General features: G+C 59.2%; 24 protein-coding genes. 17 read left to right on the forward strand and 7 right to left on the reverse strand.

The window, feature by feature from the left end; translation table 11 throughout:
* Positions 1-2: 2 nt before the first annotated feature.
* The 7 genes from fghA to rpoS all read left to right on the forward strand — a co-directional run bounded on the left by fghA (position 3) and on the right by rpoS (position 6,015).
* A complete protein-coding gene (gene fghA / locus AC1Q6Y_RS12105) occupies positions 3-848 on the forward strand; it encodes an S-formylglutathione hydrolase (protein ID WP_057716158.1) in 846 nt (281 codons plus the stop codon).
* A gap of 43 nt (positions 849-891) precedes the next feature.
* Positions 892-1,365: a 2-C-methyl-D-erythritol 2,4-cyclodiphosphate synthase gene (ispF, locus tag AC1Q6Y_RS12110; protein WP_007970721.1), complete on the forward strand. Its 474-nt coding sequence runs from the start codon at positions 892-894 to the stop codon at positions 1,363-1,365.
* Positions 1,362-2,420 (forward strand): tRNA pseudouridine(13) synthase TruD, encoded by a 1,059-nt coding sequence (truD, locus tag AC1Q6Y_RS12115; RefSeq protein WP_057716157.1) that lies wholly within the window; start codon positions 1,362-1,364, stop codon positions 2,418-2,420. The genes ispF and truD overlap by 4 nt, the downstream gene beginning before the upstream one ends.
* Entirely contained in the window at positions 2,408-3,157 is a 750-nt protein-coding gene (gene surE / locus AC1Q6Y_RS12120; RefSeq protein WP_057716156.1) for a 5'/3'-nucleotidase SurE, read from the forward strand. The genes truD and surE overlap by 13 nt, the downstream gene beginning before the upstream one ends.
* 41 nt (positions 3,158-3,198) lie before the next feature.
* The gene (locus tag AC1Q6Y_RS12125; protein WP_172435346.1) at positions 3,199-3,834 is read left to right on the forward strand and encodes a protein-L-isoaspartate(D-aspartate) O-methyltransferase; all 636 of its coding nucleotides are present in this window, start codon (positions 3,199-3,201) and stop codon (positions 3,832-3,834) included.
* Between the two features lie 211 nt (positions 3,835-4,045).
* Complete coding sequence (locus AC1Q6Y_RS12130; RefSeq protein WP_150812916.1) at positions 4,046-4,903, forward strand: peptidoglycan DD-metalloendopeptidase family protein; 858 nt, start codon at positions 4,046-4,048, stop codon at positions 4,901-4,903.
* 104 nt (positions 4,904-5,007) lie between these two features.
* Entirely contained in the window at positions 5,008-6,015 is a 1,008-nt protein-coding gene (gene rpoS, locus AC1Q6Y_RS12135) for an RNA polymerase sigma factor RpoS (protein ID WP_007990225.1), read from the forward strand.
* 471 nt (positions 6,016-6,486) lie between these two features.
* On the opposite strand, the gene fdxA is transcribed toward rpoS, so the two are convergent.
* Both fdxA and mutS read right to left on the reverse strand, forming a co-directional pair.
* Positions 6,487-6,810, reverse strand: coding sequence for a ferredoxin FdxA (gene fdxA, locus AC1Q6Y_RS12140; protein ID WP_007970729.1), 324 nt, complete (start codon positions 6,808-6,810; stop codon positions 6,487-6,489).
* Between the two features lie 142 nt (positions 6,811-6,952).
* Positions 6,953-9,532, reverse strand: coding sequence for a DNA mismatch repair protein MutS (gene mutS / locus AC1Q6Y_RS12145; RefSeq protein ID WP_492624622.1), 2,580 nt, complete (start codon positions 9,530-9,532; stop codon positions 6,953-6,955).
* 209 nt (positions 9,533-9,741) lie between these two features.
* Between mutS and AC1Q6Y_RS12150 the strand changes: the two genes are divergently transcribed.
* The 5 genes from AC1Q6Y_RS12150 (at position 9,742) to recX (ending at position 13,229) form a co-directional block, all read left to right on the forward strand.
* On the forward strand, positions 9,742-10,476 hold the full coding sequence (locus tag AC1Q6Y_RS12150) for a LexA family transcriptional regulator (protein WP_150812917.1): 735 nt from the start codon (positions 9,742-9,744) through the stop codon (positions 10,474-10,476).
* Between the two features lie 174 nt (positions 10,477-10,650).
* Complete coding sequence (locus tag AC1Q6Y_RS12155; protein WP_492624623.1) at positions 10,651-10,992, forward strand: phage holin family protein; 342 nt, start codon at positions 10,651-10,653, stop codon at positions 10,990-10,992.
* Between the two features lie 118 nt (positions 10,993-11,110).
* The gene (locus AC1Q6Y_RS12160; protein ID WP_057716659.1) at positions 11,111-11,611 is read left to right on the forward strand and encodes a CinA family protein; all 501 of its coding nucleotides are present in this window, start codon (positions 11,111-11,113) and stop codon (positions 11,609-11,611) included.
* Positions 11,612-11,694: 83 nt separating this feature from the next.
* Positions 11,695-12,753: a recombinase RecA gene (gene recA / locus AC1Q6Y_RS12165; RefSeq protein WP_007996915.1), complete on the forward strand. Its 1,059-nt coding sequence runs from the start codon at positions 11,695-11,697 to the stop codon at positions 12,751-12,753.
* An 8-nt stretch (positions 12,754-12,761) separates the two neighbouring features.
* Entirely contained in the window at positions 12,762-13,229 is a 468-nt protein-coding gene (recX, locus tag AC1Q6Y_RS12170; RefSeq protein ID WP_056720921.1) for a recombination regulator RecX, read from the forward strand.
* A gap of 45 nt (positions 13,230-13,274) precedes the next feature.
* Here recX and AC1Q6Y_RS12175 read toward each other — a convergent pair whose 3' ends face one another.
* On the reverse strand, positions 13,275-14,393 hold the full coding sequence (locus AC1Q6Y_RS12175; RefSeq protein ID WP_057716152.1) for an LOG family protein: 1,119 nt from the start codon (positions 14,391-14,393) through the stop codon (positions 13,275-13,277).
* Between the two features lie 481 nt (positions 14,394-14,874).
* On the opposite strand from AC1Q6Y_RS12175, the gene AC1Q6Y_RS12180 reads away from it, so the two are divergent.
* A complete protein-coding gene (locus tag AC1Q6Y_RS12180; protein WP_057716151.1) occupies positions 14,875-15,069 on the forward strand; it encodes a hypothetical protein in 195 nt (64 codons plus the stop codon).
* Here AC1Q6Y_RS12180 and AC1Q6Y_RS12185 read toward each other — a convergent pair whose 3' ends face one another.
* Complete coding sequence (locus AC1Q6Y_RS12185) at positions 15,070-15,492, reverse strand: PA3611 family quorum-sensing-regulated virulence factor (RefSeq protein ID WP_057716150.1); 423 nt, start codon at positions 15,490-15,492, stop codon at positions 15,070-15,072.
* Between the two features lie 189 nt (positions 15,493-15,681).
* Here AC1Q6Y_RS12185 and AC1Q6Y_RS12190 point away from each other — a divergent pair, with 189 nt between their 5' ends.
* From AC1Q6Y_RS12190 to AC1Q6Y_RS12200, 3 genes are all read left to right on the forward strand, one after another.
* The gene (locus AC1Q6Y_RS12190; protein ID WP_154861805.1) at positions 15,682-16,440 is read left to right on the forward strand and encodes a tRNA-uridine aminocarboxypropyltransferase; all 759 of its coding nucleotides are present in this window, start codon (positions 15,682-15,684) and stop codon (positions 16,438-16,440) included.
* A 218-nt stretch (positions 16,441-16,658) separates the two neighbouring features.
* Positions 16,659-17,309, forward strand: a complete 651-nt coding sequence (erdR, locus tag AC1Q6Y_RS12195; RefSeq protein WP_090453499.1) for a response regulator transcription factor ErdR — start codon at positions 16,659-16,661, stop codon at positions 17,307-17,309.
* Positions 17,310-17,384: 75 nt separating this feature from the next.
* Positions 17,385-17,747, forward strand: coding sequence for a diacylglycerol kinase (locus AC1Q6Y_RS12200; protein ID WP_057716147.1), 363 nt, complete (start codon positions 17,385-17,387; stop codon positions 17,745-17,747).
* Here the strand turns inward: AC1Q6Y_RS12200 and AC1Q6Y_RS12205 are convergent.
* Entirely contained in the window at positions 17,744-18,670 is a 927-nt protein-coding gene (locus tag AC1Q6Y_RS12205; RefSeq protein WP_043302480.1) for a LysR family transcriptional regulator, read from the reverse strand. The genes AC1Q6Y_RS12200 and AC1Q6Y_RS12205 overlap by 4 nt on opposite strands.
* A 147-nt stretch (positions 18,671-18,817) precedes the next feature.
* Here AC1Q6Y_RS12205 and fpr point away from each other — a divergent pair, with 147 nt between their 5' ends.
* Positions 18,818-19,597 carry a ferredoxin-NADP reductase gene (gene fpr, locus AC1Q6Y_RS12210; protein WP_008054100.1) on the forward strand — a complete coding sequence of 260 codons (780 nt, stop codon included), beginning with the start codon at positions 18,818-18,820 and terminating at the stop codon, positions 19,595-19,597.
* Positions 19,598-19,780: 183 nt separating this feature from the next.
* Here fpr and tsaA read toward each other — a convergent pair whose 3' ends face one another.
* Both tsaA and AC1Q6Y_RS12220 read right to left on the reverse strand, forming a co-directional pair.
* Positions 19,781-20,479: a tRNA (N6-threonylcarbamoyladenosine(37)-N6)-methyltransferase TrmO gene (gene tsaA / locus AC1Q6Y_RS12215; protein ID WP_090453501.1), complete on the reverse strand. Its 699-nt coding sequence runs from the start codon at positions 20,477-20,479 to the stop codon at positions 19,781-19,783.
* A 186-nt stretch (positions 20,480-20,665) separates the two neighbouring features.
* On the reverse strand, positions 20,666-21,436 hold the full coding sequence (locus AC1Q6Y_RS12220) for an SDR family oxidoreductase (protein ID WP_057716145.1): 771 nt from the start codon (positions 21,434-21,436) through the stop codon (positions 20,666-20,668).
* Positions 21,437-21,639 lie beyond the last annotated feature (203 nt).

Here is a 21,639-nt window from a genome sequence, read left to right on the forward strand (position 1 = left end):
CCATGAGCCTGGAAAACATCTCCTGCCAGAAAAGCTTCGGCGGCTGGCACAAACGCTATCGCCATCGCTCGGAAGTGCTCGGCTGCGACATGGTGTTCGCCGTCTACCTGCCGCCGCAAGCGGAGCAGGGCGGCAAGCTGCCGGTGTTGTACTGGTTGTCCGGCCTGACCTGCACCGACGAGAACTTCATGCAGAAGGCCGGCGCCATGCGCATGGCCGCGGAGCTCGGTCTGATCATCGTCGCACCGGACACCAGCCCTCGCGGTCCTGAAGTGCCGGGCGATCCGGATGGCGCCTGGGACTTTGGCCTCGGCGCCGGGTTTTACCTGAATGCCACTCAGGAGCCTTGGTCGCGTCACTATCGGATGCATGACTATGTCGTGCAGGAATTGCCGACATTGGTCGAAGCCCATTTCCCGGCGTCGGACAGGCGCGGTATCAGTGGCCATTCCATGGGCGGCCACGGTGCGCTGGTCTGCGCCTTGCGCAATCCGGGGCGCTATCTGTCGGTGTCGGCGTTCTCGCCAATCAACAACCCGATGGATTGCCCGTGGGGGCAGAAAGCCTTTTCCCGCTATCTGGGAGAGGACCGTTCGAAATGGCGCGAATGGGATGCCTGCGCGTTGATTGCCGAGGTCGATGAAAAGCTGCCGCTGTTGGTCGACCAAGGTGATCGCGACGACTTCCTCGCCAACCAGCTCAAGCCGGAAGCCTTGCAGCAGGCGGCCAAACTGGCCGGTCACCCGCTGACGTTGCGCCTGCAACCGGGCTATGACCACAGCTATTTCTTCATTGCCAGTTTCATCGATGAGCACTTGCGGCATCACGCGCATGCTCTGGTTGGCTAATGCAGGTAGAATCACGCCCTGACAAAAATCGGGGCGTTTTTTTATGCGTATTGGCCACGGCTATGATGTGCACCGTTTCGCTGAAGGCGATTTCATCACTCTGGGCGGTGTGCGCATTGCACACAGCTTCGGGCTGCTCGCCCACTCTGACGGTGACGTCCTCTTGCACGCCTTGAGCGATGCCTTGCTCGGCGCCGCGGCGCTGGGCGACATCGGCAAGCATTTCCCGGATACCGACCCGCAATTCAAGGGCGCCGACAGCCGTGCGCTGTTGCGTCACGTCGTCGCACTGGTCCATGCCAAAGGCTGGAAAGTCGGCAACGTCGATAACACCATCGTCGCCCAGGCGCCGAAAATGGCCCCGCATATCGAATCGATGCGCGCGCTGATTGCCGCGGATCTTCAAGTAGAGTTGGATCAAGTGAACGTGAAAGCTACCACCACCGAAAAGCTCGGCTTTGTCGGTCGCGAAGAAGGCATTGCCGTGCACTCCGTTGCCTTGTTGCTGCGCGCATGAACGAACTGCAATTGCTCGGCCCGCGGGCTTACGGTGAGGCCCTCGGCACGGCGGTCCTGAAAGCGATCGCCGAAGATTTCCAGGTCGACGAAGTCCTCGACATTCCCCTCAGTGGCGAAGGCGAACACCTGTGGATCTGGGTGGAAAAGCGTGGTCTGAATACTGAAGAAGCGGCGCGACGGATTGCCAAGGCTGCCGGCGTGCCATTGCGCACCGTCAGTTATGCCGGGCTCAAGGACCGTCAGGCGTTGACTCGCCAGTGGTTCAGCGTGCAACTGCCGGGCAAGGCCGACCCTGATCTGTCGGCCGCGGAAAACGATACGCTGAAGATCCTCAAGACCGCCCGCCACAAGCGCAAACTGCAACGCGGTGCCCACTCGGCCAACGGCTTCACTTTGCGCCTCACCCAGTTCGCTGGCGACAAGGCTGCTATCGAAGAACGCCTGCAACTGATCGTTAAACACGGCATCCCTAACTATTTCGGCGCACAGCGCTTCGGCCATGACGGCGGCAACGTCGTCGATGCTCGCGCCTGGGCCGCGCGCAAGGCCTTGCCGGAGCAGCGCAACGTACGTTCGCGTCTGCTCTCGACCGCCCGCAGTTTTCTGTTCAACCAGGTGTTGGCCGCACGTGTCGCCGATGGTACCTGGCAGCGTGCCCAGGTCGGTGACCTGCTGGCGTTCACCGACAGCCGCAGCTTTTTCCCGGCAGGCGAAGCCGAGTGCAGCGACCCGCGCCTGGCGATTCTCGATCTGCACCCGACCGGCCCGCAGTGGGGCGAAGGTGACTCGCCGGCCACGGGCGTTGTCCATGAACTGGAGCAGGCAATCGCCGCGCGCGAAGCAGACCTTCGCGATTGGTTGATTAACGCCGGTATGAGCCACGAACGTCGCATCCTGCGGCTGCCCATTGGCGGGTTGACGTGGCATTATCCCGAGCCTGACATTCTGCAACTGGAATTCGTCCTGCCGGCCGGATGCTTCGCCACCGTATTGGTGCGCGAGCTTGTTGATCTGGTGCCGGTGGGGCAGACGGACAGCCCATGCGTATTCTGATTTCTAACGACGATGGGGTAACAGCACCCGGTCTCGCCGCGCTTTATGCTGCGCTGGCGGATTACACCGAGTGCGTGGTTATCGCCCCGGACCAGGACAAGAGCGGCGCCAGCAGTTCGCTGACGCTCGACCGTCCGTTGCACCCGCAAACCCTGGCCAACGGCTTTATCAGCCTCAACGGCACGCCGACCGATTGTGTGCACCTGGGCCTCAACGGCCTGCTGGAGCGCGAAGCGGACATGGTGGTTTCCGGAATAAACCTGGGTGCGAACCTGGGGGACGATGTCCTGTATTCCGGCACGGTGGCGGCGGCCCTCGAGGGGCGATTTCTGAATCACCCCTCGTTTGCCTTTTCGCTGGTCTCACGCCAGGTAGAGAACCTTCCCACAGCTGCCCATTTCGCGCGCAAACTGGTTGAAGCCCATGCTGACCTGGATCTGCCACCGCGTACGGTACTGAACGTGAACATTCCCAATTTGCCGCTGGACCGCATCCGCGGTATCCAGCTGACCCGCCTGGGCCATCGCGCCCGAGCCGCGGCACCGATGAAAGTGGTGGATCCGCGGGGCAAGTCCGGTTACTGGATCGCGGCGGCCGGGGATGCCGAAGACGGTGGCCCGGGTACCGATTTCCATGCAGTGATGCAGGGTTATGTTTCGATCACGCCGCTGCAACTGGATCGCACCTTCAATGATGCCTTCAGAAGTCTGGACGGCTGGCTGGAGGGGCTGCGCTGATGGGTCGCGAACAAGACGATATGCTGCGTCGCGGCATCGGCATGACCTCCCAGCGAACCCGGGAGCGGCTGATCCAGCGCCTGTACGAAGAAGGCATCTCCAACGCCAGGGTACTGGAGGTCATTCGCCGGACCCCGCGCCACCTGTTCGTCGACGAAGCGCTGGCGCACCGTGCCTATGAAGACACCGCGCTGCCGATTGGCAACAACCAGACCATCTCCCAGCCTTATATGGTGGCGCGCATGAGCGAGCTGCTGCTGGAGGCCGGTCCGCTCGACAAGGTGCTGGAGATCGGCACCGGGTCGGGCTATCAGACGGCGGTGCTGTCGCAACTGGTCGAGCGTGTGTTCTCGGTCGAGCGCATCAAGGTTCTGCAGGATCGGGCAAAGGAACGCCTGGTCGAACTGAATCTGCGCAACGTGGTGTTCCGCTGGGGCGATGGCTGGGAGGGCTGGCCGGCACTGGCACCATACAACGGGATTATCGTCACCGCAGTGGCAACCGACGTGCCCCAGGCATTGCTTGACCAGTTGGCACCGGGAGGCCGAATGGTGATCCCGGTCGGGGCCGGCGAAGTCCAGCAATTGATGCTGATCATCCGCGAGGAACAAGGTTTTTCGAGGCATGTCCTGGGGGCTGTGCGCTTCGTGCCACTGCTCAATGGGCCACTGGCCTGAGCATTTGTTTCGGCACGCTGAATTCTCTTCGATTGCCTTTGTCTTACAGCGGCATCGTTGTGTTAAACGGGATTCATCGTCAGGCAGCAAACGTGTGCGCGGCACCGATTCGCCACATTAAAGGTAAAGCGTGCACGGCCCGTTATACTTGCGACAGTTCATGCCGGACTCCGGCATTTCACATTTTCAGCCACCACAGAGGGAGCGGCGGGTGAGTCTCACAGTCATTGCGCAGCGTATGAGTAAAACGAGCTTTCAGCGCCTGGTGACTGGCCTTGTCTTGAGCACTTTGCTGGTCGGTTGTTCCAGCAACAAGTCCAGCGATGTTCGTGTCGTGGACCGTAACAATGCCGCGGCTCAGCGTCCAGCCGTGACCACCGGGCAATACATTGTTCGGCCCAAGGACACCCTGTTCTCCATCGCCTTCCGTTACGGCTGGGACTACAAGGCCCTGGCGGCACGCAACAACATTCCTGCGCCTTACACCATCCGTCCGGGTCAGACGATTCGCTTTGATGGTCGTACCAGTTCAACGTCGACGGCGGTGGTCAGCTCGTCCAGTTCAACACCTTCGTCGTCGAGTAAAACCACGGTCATCCGTCGTTCGGCAAACGGTACGACCACCAGCACAACGACGGTTGTACCGTCCGTCGCGAGCAAGCCAGCCCCTGCTCCTTTGCCACCTCCCGGGCCAGCCCCGACCGGCTGGGGATGGCCATCTAATGGCATTCTGATTGGAAAATTCTCTTCAAACGGTAGTTTGAATAAAGGAATTGATATCGCCGGAGATTTGGGACAGCCTGTTTTAGCTGCGTCTGATGGGACGGTGGTATACGCCGGGAGTGGCTTAAGGGGCTACGGCGAATTAGTGATCATCAAGCACAGTGAAACCTACGTCAGTGCCTACGGACATAACCGCAGGCTGTTGGTTCGGGAGGGGCAGCAGGTCAAGGTCGGACAGACAATTGCCGAAATGGGGTCAACGGGTACAGACCGGGTGAAACTGCATTTTGAGATTCGCCGCCAAGGTAAACCTGTAGATCCGCTGCAATTCCTGCCACGCCGTTGATCGCTACCAGCCTGTTCCGTCGCGTAGAGGGGACAGGCTCCAGCGTTGCCAGGGAGAAAGGCGCCGCTTGAGCTTGAGGTCGAACTCACCAAAGGACTATAACAATGGCTCTCAGTAAAGAAGTGCCGGAGTTTGACATCGACGATGAGGTTCTCCTGATGGAGAGCAGCATCGATACGGATTCGATGTCGAATGATGAAGGGGCGGCTCCACCTTCCGTTCGTGCCAAATCCAAACACTCCGCATCCTTGAAACAGCACAAGTACATTGACTACACGCGGGCACTTGATGCCACGCAGTTGTATCTCAATGAAATTGGTTTCTCTCCCCTGCTATCACCCGAAGAAGAAGTTCATTTTGCGCGCCTGTCGCAAAGTGGCGATCCGGCCGGGCGCAAACGCATGATTGAAAGCAACCTGCGACTGGTGGTGAAAATCGCCCGACGCTACGTCAATCGTGGGCTGTCGCTGCTGGACCTGATCGAAGAGGGCAACCTCGGCTTGATCCGGGCGGTGGAGAAGTTCGATCCGGAACGCGGTTTCCGCTTCTCGACCTACGCGACCTGGTGGATTCGCCAGACCATCGAACGCGCAATCATGAATCAGACCCGGACCATCCGGCTGCCGATCCATGTGGTCAAGGAGCTGAACGTGTACCTGCGGGCCGCGCGGGAGCTGACGCAAAAACTCGACCATGAACCCTCACCCGAAGAAATCGCCAACCTGCTGGAAAAACCGGTGGGAGAGGTCAAGCGTATGCTAGGCCTTAACGAACGAGTTTCTTCGGTCGACGTCTCGCTGGGTCCGGATTCGGATAAAACCCTGCTGGACACCCTGACTGACGACCGACCAACCGATCCATGCGAACTGTTGCAGGACGACGACCTGTCCCAGAGCATCGATCAATGGCTCTCGGAACTGACCGACAAGCAACGCGAAGTGGTTGTACGCCGCTTCGGCCTGCGCGGCCATGAAAGCAGTACCCTTGAAGACGTCGGCCTGGAAATCGGCCTGACCCGGGAGCGGGTCAGACAGATTCAGGTGGAAGGCTTGAAGCGGCTGCGCGAGATCCTGGAAAAAAATGGTCTGTCGAGCGAGTCGCTGTTCCAATAAGGCACTCACTGCGATGGCATGAAAAACCCCGACTGGCTCGGGGTTTTTTATTGCCTGGCCAGGAGACCGAGTCCCCTCGGGATTTTGGTTTCGTGCTGTAAGCCTAGGCTTACTCTTGCGTAAGTGTTCGTTATTTTTACACCCCGGCAGTCGTCCATTCGGAGCGTCGACCGCTTATATATCTTTGATTTATATTAATATTTTTTAGTATTAATGATGCGTGACACCTGAATCTCGCGCCAAGGGCCGATTGATCCCGGAGGGGAACACTCTAGTATTGAGGTTGTGTCGACGGACAGACACGTCCTTCATGGATGAGGGATATGGATATCGCAGGACGCGATTCATCAGGACGATGAAAAGGAACACAGGGAATAGGGAAAAAATGTGGGCGGGTCAAACCGCCCCTTTTTTTGCCCGAAGAAAAGCAAAAAGGCCCTTGTGGGGCCTTTTTCGCGAACGCGGGGGTAATCAGCGTTCGAGGTCTGCGATCTTGCCTGGCTTGCCGTCCCATTCTGCGGAATCGGGCATTGGATCTTTGCGTTCGGTGATGTTTGGCCAGATATCGGCCAACTCAGCGTTCAGCTCGATGAAGTTTTCCATGCCGGCCGGAACTTCATCTTCAGAGAAGATAGCCACGGCAGGGCATTCAGGTTCGCACAGCGCGCAATCGATGCACTCATCCGGGTGGATCACCAGGAAATTCGGGCCTTCGTAAAAGCAGTCCACCGGACAGACTTCTACGCAGTCGGTGTACTTGCACTTGATGCAGTTGTCGGTGACGACGAAGGTCATTTCTAATTTTCTCCTCAGGCGCGGCTTGCTGCGCCCCTTCTCGTAGGGGTCGCCAGGTTCGGGAGCGATAGTCTGCTGGCCAGGCTATTAGCCAGCAGCATCCCAAACCGCGCGAGATTCTAACAGCTTGCAAGCCGCTGCGTTAGATCCGTGTCTTTAGTGTATAGAGCAATTCGAGAGCACGACGTGGCGTCATGTCGTCCAGGTCGAGCTTGGCCAGGTCATCCAGCACCGGGTGCGGCAGGCTGGCGAACAGGTCGCTTTGCTGCGGCGCGGCCGGTTTGCCTTTAGCCGGTGCCGGTGTTTCGTGGGGCAAGGCGGTGTCTTCCAGGCGACTCAGATGCTCGCGAGCACGGGTGATGACCTCGCTCGGTACGCCGGCCAGCTGCGCAACGGCCAGGCCATAACTCTGGCTGGCCGGCCCGGGCAGCACGTGGTGCAGGAACACGATGCGCTCGTTGTGCTCGGTGGCATTGAGGTGCACGTTGGCCACCAGCGGCTGGGCTTCCGGCAGGACGGTCAGTTCAAAGTAGTGGGTGGCGAACAGCGTGTAGGCACGCAGATGCGCCAGGCGCTCGGCCGCCGCCCATGCCAGGGACAGACCGTCGAAGGTGCTGGTGCCGCGCCCGACTTCGTCCATCAGCACCAGGCTGCGCTCGGTGGCGTTGTGCAGGATGTTCGCGGTTTCGCTCATTTCCACCATGAAGGTCGAACGCCCACCGGCCAGGTCATCGCTGGAGCCGATCCGGGTGAAGATGCGGTCGACCAGCGACAATTCGCAACTGGCCGCTGGCACGAAGCTGCCGATGTGCGCCAGGAGCACAATCAATGCGGTCTGACGCATGTAGGTGGATTTACCGCCCATGTTCGGACCGGTGATCACCAGCATGCGGGTGTTGTCGTCCAGGCTCAGGTCGTTGGCCACGAACGGCGTGGTCAGCACTTGTTCGACCACCGGGTGACGACCCTGGCTGATGCGCATGCACGGCTCGCTGACGAAGCGCGGGCAGTTCAGATCGAGGTTCAGTGCACGTTCGGCCAGGTTGCTCAAGACGTCCAGCTCGGCCAGGGCGCCGGCGGTGTCCTGCAACGGTGGCAGCTGGCTGATCAGATCTTCGAGCAACGCTTCGTACAGCATCTTCTCGCGGGCCAGGGCGCGACTCTTGGCTGACAGTGCCTTGTCTTCGAATGCCTTGAGTTCCGGCGTAATGAAGCGTTCGGCGCCTTTGAGCGTCTGGCGGCGAATATAGTCGGCCGGTGCCGATTCCGCCTGCTTGCTTGGCAGCTCGATGAAGTAACCGTGGATGCGGTTGTAACCAACCTTCAGATGCGACAGGCCGGTGCGGGCCTTTTCCCGTGCCTCGAGGTCGATCAGGAACTGTCCGGCGTTTTCGCTCAGCGACTGCAATTCGTCGAGTTCGCTGTCGTAGCCGGTTTTTAGCACGCCCCCGTCACGAATGACCGCGGGCGGGTTGTCGATGATGGCTTTTTCCAGCAGTGCCGCCAGTTCCGGGTAGGTGCTGGTGATGGTGGCGAGTTGCTGGAGGTGTGGGGCTTCGAGCTCCGTCATTGCCACTTGCAGTTCGGGCAGTGCGCCGAGGGCGTCACGCAAGCGGGCGAGGTCGCGGGGGCGGGCATTACGCAGGCCGATCCGCGCAAGAATCCGCTCGATGTCGCCGATTTCCTTGAGCTGCGGTTGCAGTCTTTCGAAGCGATAACCGTCGAGCAGGCAGGTGATCGAGCTCTGGCGTGCCAACAGCACCGTCAAGTCGCGCAATGGGCGATTCAGCCAGCGGGTCAGCAGGCGGCTGCCCATGGCGGTCTGGCAACGGTCCACCACCGATTGCAGGGTGTTGTCGCGGCCCCCGGCCAGGTTGGTGTCGAGCTCCAGGTTACGACGGCTGGCGCCATCGAGCACCACGGTGTCGTCCAGGCGTTCATGACGCAAGCTGCGCAAGTGGGGCAGGGCGGTGCGCTGGGTTTCCTTGGCGTAGGCCAGCAGGCAACCGGCGGCACCGATCGCCAGGGTCAGGTTTTCGCAGCCAAAGCCCTTGAGGTCCTGGGTCGAGAATTGCTGGCACAGGCTTTTGAGCGCCGAATCGCGCTCGAAATCCCACGGCGCACGGCGACGTACGCCGCGGCGTTTTTCCGCCGGCAAGTCCTTGGGCCAGTCATCCGGGATCAGCAACTCCACCGGGTTGACCCGCTCCAGTTCCGCCAGCAGGTTTTCCCAACCCTTGATCTCCAGCACGCTGAAGTTGCCGCTGGTGATGTCCAGCACTGCCAGGCCGAACAGGCGCTCATCGCCCAGGACGGCGGCGATCAGGTTGTCCCTGCGCTCGTCGAGCAGCGCCTCGTCACTCACTGTCCCAGGCGTGATGATGCGTACCACCTGCCGCTCCACCGGCCCTTTGCTGGTGGCCGGGTCGCCGACCTGCTCGCAGATCACCACCGATTCGCCAAGCTTCACCAGTTTTGCCAGGTAACCCTCGGCGGCGTGGTAAGGAATCCCGCACATCGGAATCGCCTGGCCAGCCGACTGCCCGCGGGCCGTCAGGGTGATGTCCAGCAACTTGGCGGCCTTCTTCGCGTCTTCATAGAAGATCTCGTAGAAGTCGCCCATGCGGTAGAACATCAGCTGGTCCGGGTGCTGGTTTTTCAGGCGCCAGTACTGCTGCATCATCGGGGTGTGGGAGGACAGGTCGGAGACGGCTTTATTCATCGGATTGTCAGGAAGCTCGTTGAAAGAGGTGGGGCAAAAGCAGGGCAACGGCCGGGCTTTTCCGCGATGGGCGCAAGGTTACCATGGGCGGTCCGCCCGACGCAGGCGCCACGGCCGGGTGACATCCTTTACGATGCAAAAATCATGTTATGCATCGATTATGCAAATCAGCATTGTCTTCTTCGAAAAGTGCAAGCACTATGCGCGTTATGCAAAAGCGCAACGTATCTACTGTATTAAGGGCATTGCTCGATCAGCACGGGATCTCCCCCACGGAGCTTCACCGTCGCACCGGCGTGCCTCAGTCCACGCTCTCGCGCATTCTCAGCGGGAAGATCGTCGATCCTTCGGATAAACATATTTCGAAGATTGCCGAGTATTTCGCCTTGAGCACCGACCAGTTGCGTGGCCGCGCGGACGTCTCGTCTGCCGCCAATGCCGGGCGCGCTCCTGTGCATTCGGAACTCAAGGATATAAGTCTGTGGGACGACGATACCCCAGTCGATGACGACGAGGTGTCGGTCCCCTTTCTTCGCGAGGTTGAATTGGCTGCGGGATCGGGAAGATTCGTTATTGAGGAGAGCGAGCGCTCTAGCCTGCGCTTCGGCAAACGGAGCCTGCGCCATAACGGCGTGCAGTTCGACCAGGCCAAATGCGTGACAGTGCGTGGCAACAGCATGCTGCCGGTGCTGCGCGACGGCGCCACGGTCGGGGTCAATGCCGGCAAGTGCGGCATTGGCGATATCGTTGACGGCGACCTTTATGCAATCAATCACAACGGCCAATTGCGGGTGAAGCAACTCTATCGCCTGCCGACCGGCATTCGCTTGCGCAGCTTCAACCGTGACGAGCATCCGGACGAAGATTACACCTTTCAGGAGATCCAGGAGGAGCCGATTGTTATCCTCGGACATGTCTTCTGGTGGGGTATGTACGCCCGCTAACACTCATCCGTTTAGATAAAACCCGCTTCCCGAGCGGGTTTTTTTCGTGTGCCGAAAGCATTGGGCATACTTTTAGTAATGCGTTTGTGCATTGACTGATTATGCATAAGTGCATAATGTTGCTGCCTGACTATTAAAGAATGCGCTGTGATCACTCACTCAAGGAGGCATGAAATGACCGCTGAGCAATATGCATTGCTGGACATGCCTTTGTGGCTGGTCATCAGCCTGCCAATCCTTGGTGGCGTTGCCGGTGAAATGTGGCGTGCCGAAAAAGAGGGCGTTCGTGGCTGGTCCCTTGTCCGACGCCTGAGCCTGCGGTCTGGGTCCAGCATGATCTGCGGCGCTTCGGTCATCATGCTGCTGCACGCTGCCAATGTTTCCATCTGGGCTGCTTGTGCGGGTGGTTGTTTAGCGGCGATGGCCGGGACAGACGTCGTTCTGGGGTTGTATGAGCGTTGGCTGGCCAAGCGCATGGGTATCGGCCATCCCCCCTCCGGTGACGTGGAAGATTGATTCTCCGACAGGCCTTTTCCAGAGCCTCCGGTTCTTTACATTTTGATCGTTCCTGTCGCTTGCAAGTGCGGTCTGCTCGTGTACGGTTAACCTCATCCCGCCCGATCAGGAGATGACCGTGAACGAAATCACCCAGCTCGCCGCCGAACTCGGCAGACGCCTGCAGGTTCTCAATGCCCACGTCACCACGGCGGAGTCCTGCACCGGCGGAGGCATCGCCGAGGCAATCACCCGTATCCCCGGGAGTTCGGCCTGGTTCGAGGCCGGTTATGTCACTTATTCCAACCGACAGAAAACCCTGCAACTGAATGTCCCGGTGGAGTTGTTCACCACCGTGGGCGCGGTCAGCCGCGAGGTGGTCGAGGCGATGGTCCGGGGGGCGCAGGAGAAAAATAGCGCGTATTTCTCCGTGGCGGTCAGTGGCATCGCCGGGCCGGATGGCGGAACGGCGAACAAGCCGGTTGGCACGGTGTGGCTGGCCTGGGGCGTCGGAGATCAGGTGTTCTGCGAGCGGCAGCACTTCCCGGGTAATCGCGATGACGTCCGCCGACAAACGGTGAAGGCCGCGCTAGAGGGGCTGCTGCGCTATGCCGCGGCAGAAATCTCAAATCAGGGGTAGGCGATCCGGAAACGCTGTGGAATAATACTGGCTACTTATACAGGTGTTGGCCGTCAGGCCTTATTGATTACGTGAGGACTTTAATGGACGACAACAAGAAGAAAGCCTTGGCTGCGGCCCTGGGTCAGATCGAACGTCAATTCGGCAAGGGTGCCGTAATGCGTATGGGCGATCAGGACCGTCAGGCGATCCCGGCCATTTCCACTGGCTCTCTGGGGCTGGACATCGCTCTCGGCATCGGCGGTCTGCCAAAAGGCCGTATTGTTGAAATCTACGGTCCTGAATCTTCCGGTAAAACCACGCTGACCTTGTCCGTGATCGCCCAGGCTCAAAAAGCCGGCGCGACCTGCGCATTCGTCGACGCCGAACACGCCCTCGACCCTGAGTACGCCGGCAAGCTGGGCGTCAACGTCGACGACCTGCTGGTTTCCCAGCCGGATACCGGCGAGCAGGCCCTGGAAATCACCGACATGCTGGTGCGTTCCAACGCGGTTGACGTGATCATCGTCGACTCCGTGGCTGCCCTGGTGCCAAAGGCTGAAATCGAAGGCGAAATGGGTGACATGCACGTGGGCCTGCAAGCCCGTCTGATGTCCCAGGCACTGCGTAAAATCACCGGTAACATCAAGAACGCCAACTGCCTGGTGATCTTCATCAACCAGATCCGTATGAAAATCGGCGTGATGTTCGGTAGCCCGGAAACCACCACCGGTGGTAACGCACTGAAGTTCTACGCATCGGTTCGTCTGGACATCCGTCGTACGGGGGCGGTGAAAGAAGGTGATGAGGTCGTCGGTAGCGAAACCCGCGTCAAGGTTGTGAAGAACAAGGTGGCTTCGCCGTTCCGTCAGGCCGAGTTCCAGATTCTTTACGGCAAGGGCATCTACCTCAACGGTGAGATGATCGACCTGGGTGTTCTGCACGGTTTCGTCGAGAAGTCCGGTGCCTGGTATGCCTATGAAGGCACCAAGATCGGTCAGGGCAAGGCCAACTCGGCCAAGTTCCTGGCAGACAATCCGGAAGTCGCGGCAAAGCTGGAGAAGCAACTGCGTGACAAGCTGCTGTCGCCTGCATCGGTTGCGGACGCCAAAGCTTCTGCGGTCAAAGAGACCGAAGACGACCTGGCTGACGCTGATATCTGATCGAAGCGATGACCGCCGTACTCGATACACTCGTCGCGGTGCGGCGAACCGCAATGGACCTGCTCGCACGACGCGAGCACGGTCGTGTCGAGCTGACGCGTAAACTGCGTCAGCGCGGCGCCCTCCCTGAAATGATCGAAACAGCACTCGACCGGTTGACGGAAGAGGGGCTGTTGTCCGAAACCCGTTACCTGGAAAGTTTCGTTTCCTACCGCGCCCGCTCCGGTTATGGCCCTTTACGCATTCGTGAAGAGTTGGGCCAGCGTGGCCTGCAGCGCACCGATATTGAACTCGCCCTGCGTGAGAGCGGTATCGATTGGCAGGAGCAATTGATCGATACCTGGCGACGCAAGTTCTCCGGGCAATTGCCGGCAGACGCCCGGGAGCGAGCCAAACAAGGCAGGTTCCTGGCGTATCGGGGATACTCCATGGAAATGATCAACCGCCTGTTCAGCGGTCGAGGGATGGACGATTGAACTGAAACGGCCCGCTATTTAGATAGCGGGCCGTTTTTTTATGCCTCACGAAACCTTTGACGGCTCCCGCGTGCGTTGTTGTACCTGGGGTTTTGATTGTGCCCAGTTTTCCGGCAGGTTGATGTAGTCCACAAGCTCGCGCAGGCGGCCATGATTGCGGGCATTGAAGTTGAAGACCAGCCGCGCCAGATGGCTGAATTCGGCTTCGTTGTGTTCTTCACCGCTGTAAGCGTGCTGATGGAAATGATCGCTCAGGCACAGGTCGGCGAATGCCTCCTGCATGTGTTCGAGGGCGTGGTCGCTGAGTGTGTGATTCATGCGAATCAGGAACTGATGCTTGAGCCAGCGACTGGAGTGGAAGTTGCTGTAGAACTGGTTGATGTGCTCTACCGCTTCTTCGACGTTGTAGACCAGTTTCATCAGCTTCATGTCAGTGGGCAGGATGTAGTGGTTTTCCTCCAGTTGCTGGTGAATGAAGTCCAGTGCGCCTTGCCAGAATTTGCCGTCCGGCGTGTCGAGCAGCACCACGGGTACCAATGGGCTTTTGCCGGTCTGGATCAGTGTCAGTACTTCCAGCGCTTCATCCAGGGTACCGAAGCCACCCGGGCACAGCACGAGGGCATCGGCTTCCTTGACGAAGAACAGCTTGCGGGTGAAGAAGAAGTGGAAGGGCAGCAGGCTGGTCGTGCCGTCGACAGTGGGGTTGGCATGCTGTTCGAAGGGCAGGGTAATGTTGAACCCCAGGCTGTTTGCCAGTCCGGCGCCCTCATGGGCGGCGGCCATGATGCCGCCACCGGCGCCAGTGATGACCATCATGTCCGAGCGCGCCAGCGCGGCACCGAGTTCCCGGGCCATGCTGTAGAGCGGGTGTTCCATGGGGGTACGGGCCGAGCCGAAAACAGTGACCTTGCGCCGTCCCTTGAATTGTTCGAGCACGCGAAAAGCCTGTTCCAGTTCGCGCAGGGCCTGCAGGGTGATTTTGGCATTCCAGCGGTTGTGGTCTTCCTGGGCCATGCGTAGCACGGTCAGGATCATATCGCGGTAGATCGGGATGTTCGGGCTGTTGGGTGAAATCAGCTTGAGCTGTTCTTCGACCTTGCTGATGAGGTCGTGGCCGCTTTCTTCAAAATGACGGCTCAGGAGGTCATTCGGTTGGTAAGGCATTCAACTTCTCCTTCTGCACAGAACCCTCGGCCCGACAACGTACGTCGGTGCCACGACACTTCATGTGTCGCTGTCTGCCCCGGCCCATGCCTGGGCGATCTACTTGACCCGAAAAACACCGGATCATCCAAACAGGTTCTGTTTTTCCCTTGGATGAAAGAAACATTCGCACAATACGACAAGCGACGGGCAGCCCCTTTCCAGCCCTGAAAAATGAACGTGGATAACCTGAAATCTAGACCTTCACAGTGATTTGCGCTGCCTTGATCATTGCGCCTCAAAGTCTTTCCTGGCAACCGCTTATTGACGATTTGCAAGGTGCTTTCACCGCTCGTCTGAACGCACGTCGCGTGTGCTGCACTCTGATTTACTAAGTTACAGGTGCGACACGACAACTTTGCGTCAACGGCAAGGCGCGCAATACAAGCGGTTCAAGGATTTTTTGCTCAAACATGAGTGAAGTGCAAGGAGGCGGGAAACCATGGCCAGAGTCGTTCTGGAGATCGATACGCAACTGTATCGATTGCTGAAGTCATCGGCCGAGACCCATCATTTGAGTCTCGAAGAGGAGTGCTGCCGACGTTTGCGCGGTGGCGAGCGTCGTTCGCATTACTTGCAGGCGCTGCTGGCGGAACTGCGCGCCGAAGATGAACAGCGGCGCGCCAACTCCAGGTGATTACTTTTTCTTCTTGGCAGGTTGCAGGCAGTCCGATTCCTGGAAGCTTGCGGAACCGACCGGGCGGTTGGTCTTCACCTCAGTGAAGTCGTAACGCATGATCGCGCCCTTGGCCATCAGCTTGCGAAACCCTTCGTTTCGGCAGACTGAGGCTCCCAACTGGAAGTAAACCGCTTTTGGATCTGCGCGCATCTTGTCGGCGTGGCTGCTCTGCACGCTCAGATGGTTGATCAGCTGTTTGCCGTCAACGGTGTAGCCTTGATCGAGAATGTCTTCGTTGATCGCTCGAGGAGTGCCGACGCTGCTTTGGGTGGCGACGTTTTGCAGCATTTTGTTCAGTTCCGTGTCTTTCAAGGACGCAGCCTGGGCGTTGAAGGACGACGCCAGCAAAATGGCCGCGGTAGGAACGATAAGGCGCAGCATGAAACTCTCCTGGTTCAGTGATGCGGGGTTTGACCCGTCACGTGACTGTGCGTTCAGTGGCGGCGAATTATAGGGGAGGCTAGCTGGACGGTACAGGCTTGCGCCGGGCGGTCTGGTAAACTGCTGGCACTTTTTACCCTGTCGAGTGTTTTTCGTGTCGATTTCCCTTCTCTGTGGGCGTTGCCCGCGATGAGTCATACCCCCGCGCGCTTTGCCTTGAATGCCGTAGCCCGCTTGCGCGATCAGCGCGAAGAGGAGGGCATCAAGCCGATTCAGGCCCGCGGCTGGCGTGCGCCGCGCTGCCGTGACTGCCGGGTGATCGAGAGTCACTGTCTGTGTGCATGGCGTCCGCAGGTCGCTACCCGCTCCGGCGTGTGCCTGATCATGACCAACAAGGAGGTGTTCAAACCGAGCAACACCGGTTGGCTGATTGCCGACGTGGTGCCTGACAACCATGCCTTCATCTGGTCCCGTACCGAGGTTGATCCGAAGTTGCTGGCGCTGTTGTCCGACCCGCAATGGCAGCCTTACCTGGTGTTTCCGGGTGAGTACGTCGAACCTGAGCGCGTGACAAACACCGTGGACGTCGATGGCACGAAGCGCCCGCTTTTCATTCTGTTGGATGCGACCTGGACTGAAGCGCGAAAGATCTTTCGCAAGAGCCCCTATTTCGACCGACTGCCGATCCTCAGTCTGTTGCCAGAGAAACTCTCCCGCTACCGGTTGCGCCGCTCGACCCGCAGCGAGCATCTGTGCACGGCGGAAGTGGCGGCGCTATGCCTCGACCTTGCAGGTGATGTCGCGGCGGCGTCGGCGCTGGATGCCTACTTCGATGTGTTCAGCCAGCATTACCTCGATGCCAAACATCAGTTGGACATGAACGTTTCGACCCCTGCGCACGCCGAATTGATGCCCTATGTTCAGGTGGCCGCCCCATTGATGGACTGATTGTCGCGCATACTGCAATAAAGTGTACCGGCCATGCTGCTTGACCACCCCGGTTTCGCTGGGCATGCTTGGCGCCGATTAGGGTGCGGCCGGAGTTTTCGGCGCCGTTTTTTGCGCTGAGCGTGCCTTGTCAGTGCAGCTCCGTGGCTGTGCCTTGAGGTGCTTTGGCGAGGTCCGAATGCATCGGGCGTCCCATGAAAAACAGGATCATTTGAAAAATGGCCACATACGAAATCCTGATTGCCGATGATCACCCACTTTTTCGTAGTGCCTTGCATCAAGCGCTGACCTTGGGCCTTGGCCCGGATGTCCGTCTGGTGGAAGTGGCGAGCATCGCCGAACTGGAAGCCCGCCTGACGGAAAAGTCCGACTGGGATCTGGTGCTGCTGGACCTGAACATGCCGGGGGCCTACGGTTTTTCCGGGCTGGTCCTGCTGCGGGGGCAGTACCCGCAGATTCCGGTGGTCATGGTCTCGGCCCAGGAAGAACCGACCATCATGGTCAAGTCTCGTGAATTCGGCGCCAGTGGCTTCATTCCCAAATCCAGCGACTTGAGTGTGATCCAGAAAGCCGTGCGGGCGGTCCTCGATGGCGACGTGTTCTGGCCGCCACAGGCGTTCGAAGCGGTCAGCGTCTCGGATGAAGCCAAGGCGGCCAGCGAAGGGCTTGCCAGCCTCACCCCGCAGCAATTCCGGGTGCTGACCATGGTCTGCGAAGGCTTGCTGAACAAGCAGATCGCCTACGAGCTGAGTGTTTCCGAGGCGACTATCAAGGCGCACGTGACCGCGATTTTCCGTAAACTGAATGTGCGGACCCGGACCCAGGCCGCGCTGCTCTTGCAACAACTTGAGTCAATTTCCAGCCATTAAAGGCTGGCAAATTCACGCTTTTTTGACTTTGGTTGAACTAGCTTTCCCACTTCTTTTTTGCCAGTTGCCCACTCTATGTCACCTTTCAAAGGCCAGACCGGCCTGAAACGTATTCTCAATGCTTCCGGTTATTCGTTGGACGGCCTGCGTGCAGCCTTCACCGGTGAAGCTGCCTTTCGGCAATTGGTATTGCTCAACGTCATCCTGATTCCTTTGTCGTTCTTCCTGAATGTCAGCCGGGTCGAACAGGCGTTGTTGATCGCGGTATGCCTGTTGGCGTTGATCGTCGAGTTGCTCAACTCGGCCGTGGAAGCGGCCATCGACCGTATTTCCCTTGAGCGGCACCCGCTGTCCAAGAATGCCAAGGACATGGGCAGTGCCGCCCAGGCCGTGGCATTGAGCATGATTGCCCTGGTATGGGCGGTGATTCTGCTCTAGGCGATCGTCGGCAGCACGATCTCGTCGCTGCGCTGAACCCCGGCGGTGAAGGCGCGGCACAGATCGAGGAACTCGCGCATCGCCGAGGTCTGATATTTCTGTTTATGCCAGATGAAATAAAACTGTCGCGCCAGATCCAGATCCGGCGTCTCGACAGGCACCAGGCTGCCGCGGCGAAATGCGTCGCGCAAAGCCAGCCTGGAAATGCAGCCAATCCCCAAACCAGACTCCACCGCGCGTTTGATCGCTTCGGTGTGCTCAAGCTCGAGCCGGATGTTTAACGAAGTGCGGTGATGGCGCATGGCTTGATCGAAGGTCAACCGCGTGCCCGAGCCCTGTTCGCGCAGGATCCAGGCTTCGTGGCTCAACTCCTCCATGGTGGCCGTGCCACGCTTGGCCAACGGATGCTGAGGGGCGCAAAACACCACCAGTTCGTCCTCGACCCAGCTTTGCACTTCGATGTCCGGATGACTGCAGTCGCCTTCGATTAGACCCAGATCAATTTCATAGTGGGCCACTTGCTGCACGATATTGGCAGTGTTCTGCACATGCAGCTTCACCTGGCTTTCCGGGTGGCGCTGCATGAAGCTGCCGATCAACAATGTGGCCAGGTAATTGCCGATGGTCAGGGTCGCACCCACGGCCAGCGAGCCGAAACCGGATTTGCCATTGAGCAGGTCCTCGATTTCCTTGGCCTGGTCCAGCAGCGCCACCGCTTGTGGCAACAGTTGTTTACCAAGGGCGTTCAGGCTCAACCGTTTGCCGGCACGGTCGAACAACTGGCAGCTGCACTGGCGCTCCAGTTCGGTGATCGAGGTGCTCGCCGCCGATTGCGAGAGGTTGAGCAGACCCGCGGCACGGGACACACTTTCCTGCTGGGCGACGGCGACGAATACTTGAAGTTGACGGAGAGTAAATCGCATATCGATATAACCGATAACCCTTATCTTAATAATCCATTTAACAGATATTGTCTCTGCCTTTAGAATGCGATGCAATTGCGCAGAGCTGGCTTTTTTGCATAGCAGGCGCCGAACACGCGCAGACAAATCTCCAGGAGTCCCACGTACATGAGCAACATGAACCACGAGCGTGTCCTCAGTGTTCACCACTGGAACGACACTCTGTTCAGCTTCAAGTGCACCCGTGATCCGGGTCTGCGCTTCGAGAACGGTCAGTTCGTGATGATCGGCCTGCAACAGCCCAACGGCCGCCCGCTTATGCGCGCTTACTCGATTGCCAGCCCGAACTGGGAAGAGCATCTCGAGTTCTTCAGCATCAAGGTGCCTGATGGTCCGCTGACTTCGCAGTTGCAGCATCTGAAGGAAGGCGACGAGATCATCATCAGCAAGAAGCCTACCGGCACGCTGGTACTGGATGACCTCAAGCCTGGCAAACATTTGTACCTGCTCAGCACCGGCACCGGTCTGGCGCCGTTCATGAGCGTCATCCAGGACCCGGAAACCTACGAGCGCTTCGAAAAAGTGATCCTGTGCCACGGCGTTCGTTACGTCAACGAAGTCGCTTACCGCGAGTTCATCACCGAGCACCTGCCGCAGAACGAGTTCTTCGGTGACGCACTGCGTGACAAGTTGATCTACTACCCGACCGTGACCCGTGAGCCGTTCGAGAACGAAGGTCGCCTGACCGACCTGATGCGCAGCGGCAAGCTGTTCAGCGACATCGGTCTGCCACCGATCAACCCGCAGGACGACCGCGCCATGCTGTGCGGCAGCCCGAGCATGCTCGACGAGACCAGTGAAGTGCTGAACAGCTTCGGCCTGAAGGTTTCGCCGCGGATGCGCGAGCCGGGTGATTACCTGATCGAGCGGGCGTTCGTCGAGAAGTGACCGCAGGTCGCCTGTAGGAGCGAGCTGGCTCGCGATGGTCGTTAACGATAACGCGGGAAGCTTGATACCCCGCGGCGTCCTCAGGTTTTTCGCGAGCATGCTCGCTCCTACAGAAGATTTGCAGCGCATCTAAAAAGCCCGCATGACCTGAGAAGGTCATGCGGGCTTTTTCGTTTCCGGAGTTCAGACCCGCGCGGGAATGACTTCCAGGACGCGGATCAGCTCCGGTGTCGGGTAATGCCAACGCACATCCAGATCCCAGAACTGCGCGCCGTATTCCCGCTCGGGTGCAGGTATTTGATAGGCCGGGCGTGGATCTTGCGCCAGGCATTGCTCGATCAACTCAACCAAAGGCTCCTCAAGGCGCTGAGCGTGCTCGTGAGCCTGTTGCAGCGCTGCGTCCGTCCACTGCACGGGAATCAACAGCGGCGCAGCGCTGGCGATGCTGTTGGTGGCTGTATCGATGATGTCGGCGTAAGGCACGTAGGGTTTTATGTCGAGAATCGGCGTGCCGTCCAGCAAGTCAATACCGGATATCCACAGGCGATTGGCTTCGATCTTGTCCAGCTTGACCACGGATTGACCGATGCCATTGGGGCGGTGGGTGGCGCGGGTGGCGAACACGCCCATGGACTTGTTGCCGCCGAGGCGAGGAGGGCGGACCTTCAAGCGAGGTTTTTCTTCCAGGGCCTGGTGGAACAGGAACAGCAGCCACACGTGGCTGACCTGCTCCAGGCCTTGTACCGCGTCCCCTTGATCGAACGGAGCCACCAGTTCCAGCACGCCACGGGCAGCCGGGGCCAGTTGCGGTTGGCGCGGAATGGCGAATTTCTCCTTGAAGCAGGAGCGCACGAAGCCGATGGGGGAAACGCTGTAGGTCATGGTTTGGGGTCGAGGTGGAATTTAAGGCAGGCATGATAACCCACACGGCCTTTGGCCCGGTGGCGCCTATCGGTCCGTCATCGCGGGCAAGCCACGCTCCCACAGGGTTCTCGAGCGCACACAAGATTTGTGTCCGTCTCAAAACCTGTGGGAGCGTGGCTTGCCCGCGATGGCCGCACCGCCGATCTACAGGCTGAACCCACCATCCAGCGGAATGATATTCCCGGTCATATAAGCCCCGGCAGTACTCGCCAGGCTGATCGCCAGCGCCGCCATTTCCTCCTCGCGGCCCCAACGCTTCATCGGGATCAACGCCGTATCCTGCGCCAGCGCCTGTTCATCATTGCCGATGTGCTGGGTCATCTTGCTCGGAAACCGCCCCGGGGCGATCACGTTGACGTTGATGTGCTGGCTCACCAGTTCGCGCGCCAGAATCCTCGACAGTTGGTGCAACGCAGCCTTGCTCGGCCCGTAGGCATACGCCTGCTCGCCGAAGGAGGAAATCCCTGCCACCGATCCTATGTTGATGATCCGCGCCGGATTCGCTTCGGAACCGGCCTTGCGCAGCAGGGGCAGGAACTGCTGGATGCAGTTGAACACCGACGTCACGTTGAGCTGCATGACTTTTTCCCAGCCCTTGATCGGGTAGCTCTCCAACGGTGCGCCCCAGGTGGTGCCGGCATTGTTCACCAGGATGTCCAGATGAGTGATCTGCTCGCCCAGGCGGGTGGCCAGTTGCAGGACGCCCTCTTCGGTGGCGAGGTTTGCCGCGATGGCGCGGCAGCGCCCAAGTGCACCGAGTTCGTCAGCGGTTTGCTGGCAGGCTTCGACGTCGCGGGCGCAGACGTATACGGTGGCGCCCGCCTCGACGTAGGCCTTGGCGATCATCTTGCCGATACCACGGGTGCCGCCGGTCACCAGGGCGGTGCGGCCTTGCAGGGAAAAGTAGGGATGCATGGCGAATCCTGAGAACTGAGGTCTTTACACCCTAGTCGTCAGCCGCCAGAAGCGGAGCCACTATTTTTGCGCGGAATAGGGAGGCATTCGGTCCTGTAGGAGCTGGCTTGCCAGCGAAGGATGAGAGACCGCCGCGTTCATCCAGTCAGCACGCTTTATCGTTTGCGACCATCGCTGGCAAGCCAGCTCCTACAGAAAACAGA

It is taken from the genome of Pseudomonas sp. GW823-FHT06E10 (assembly GCF_058794995.1).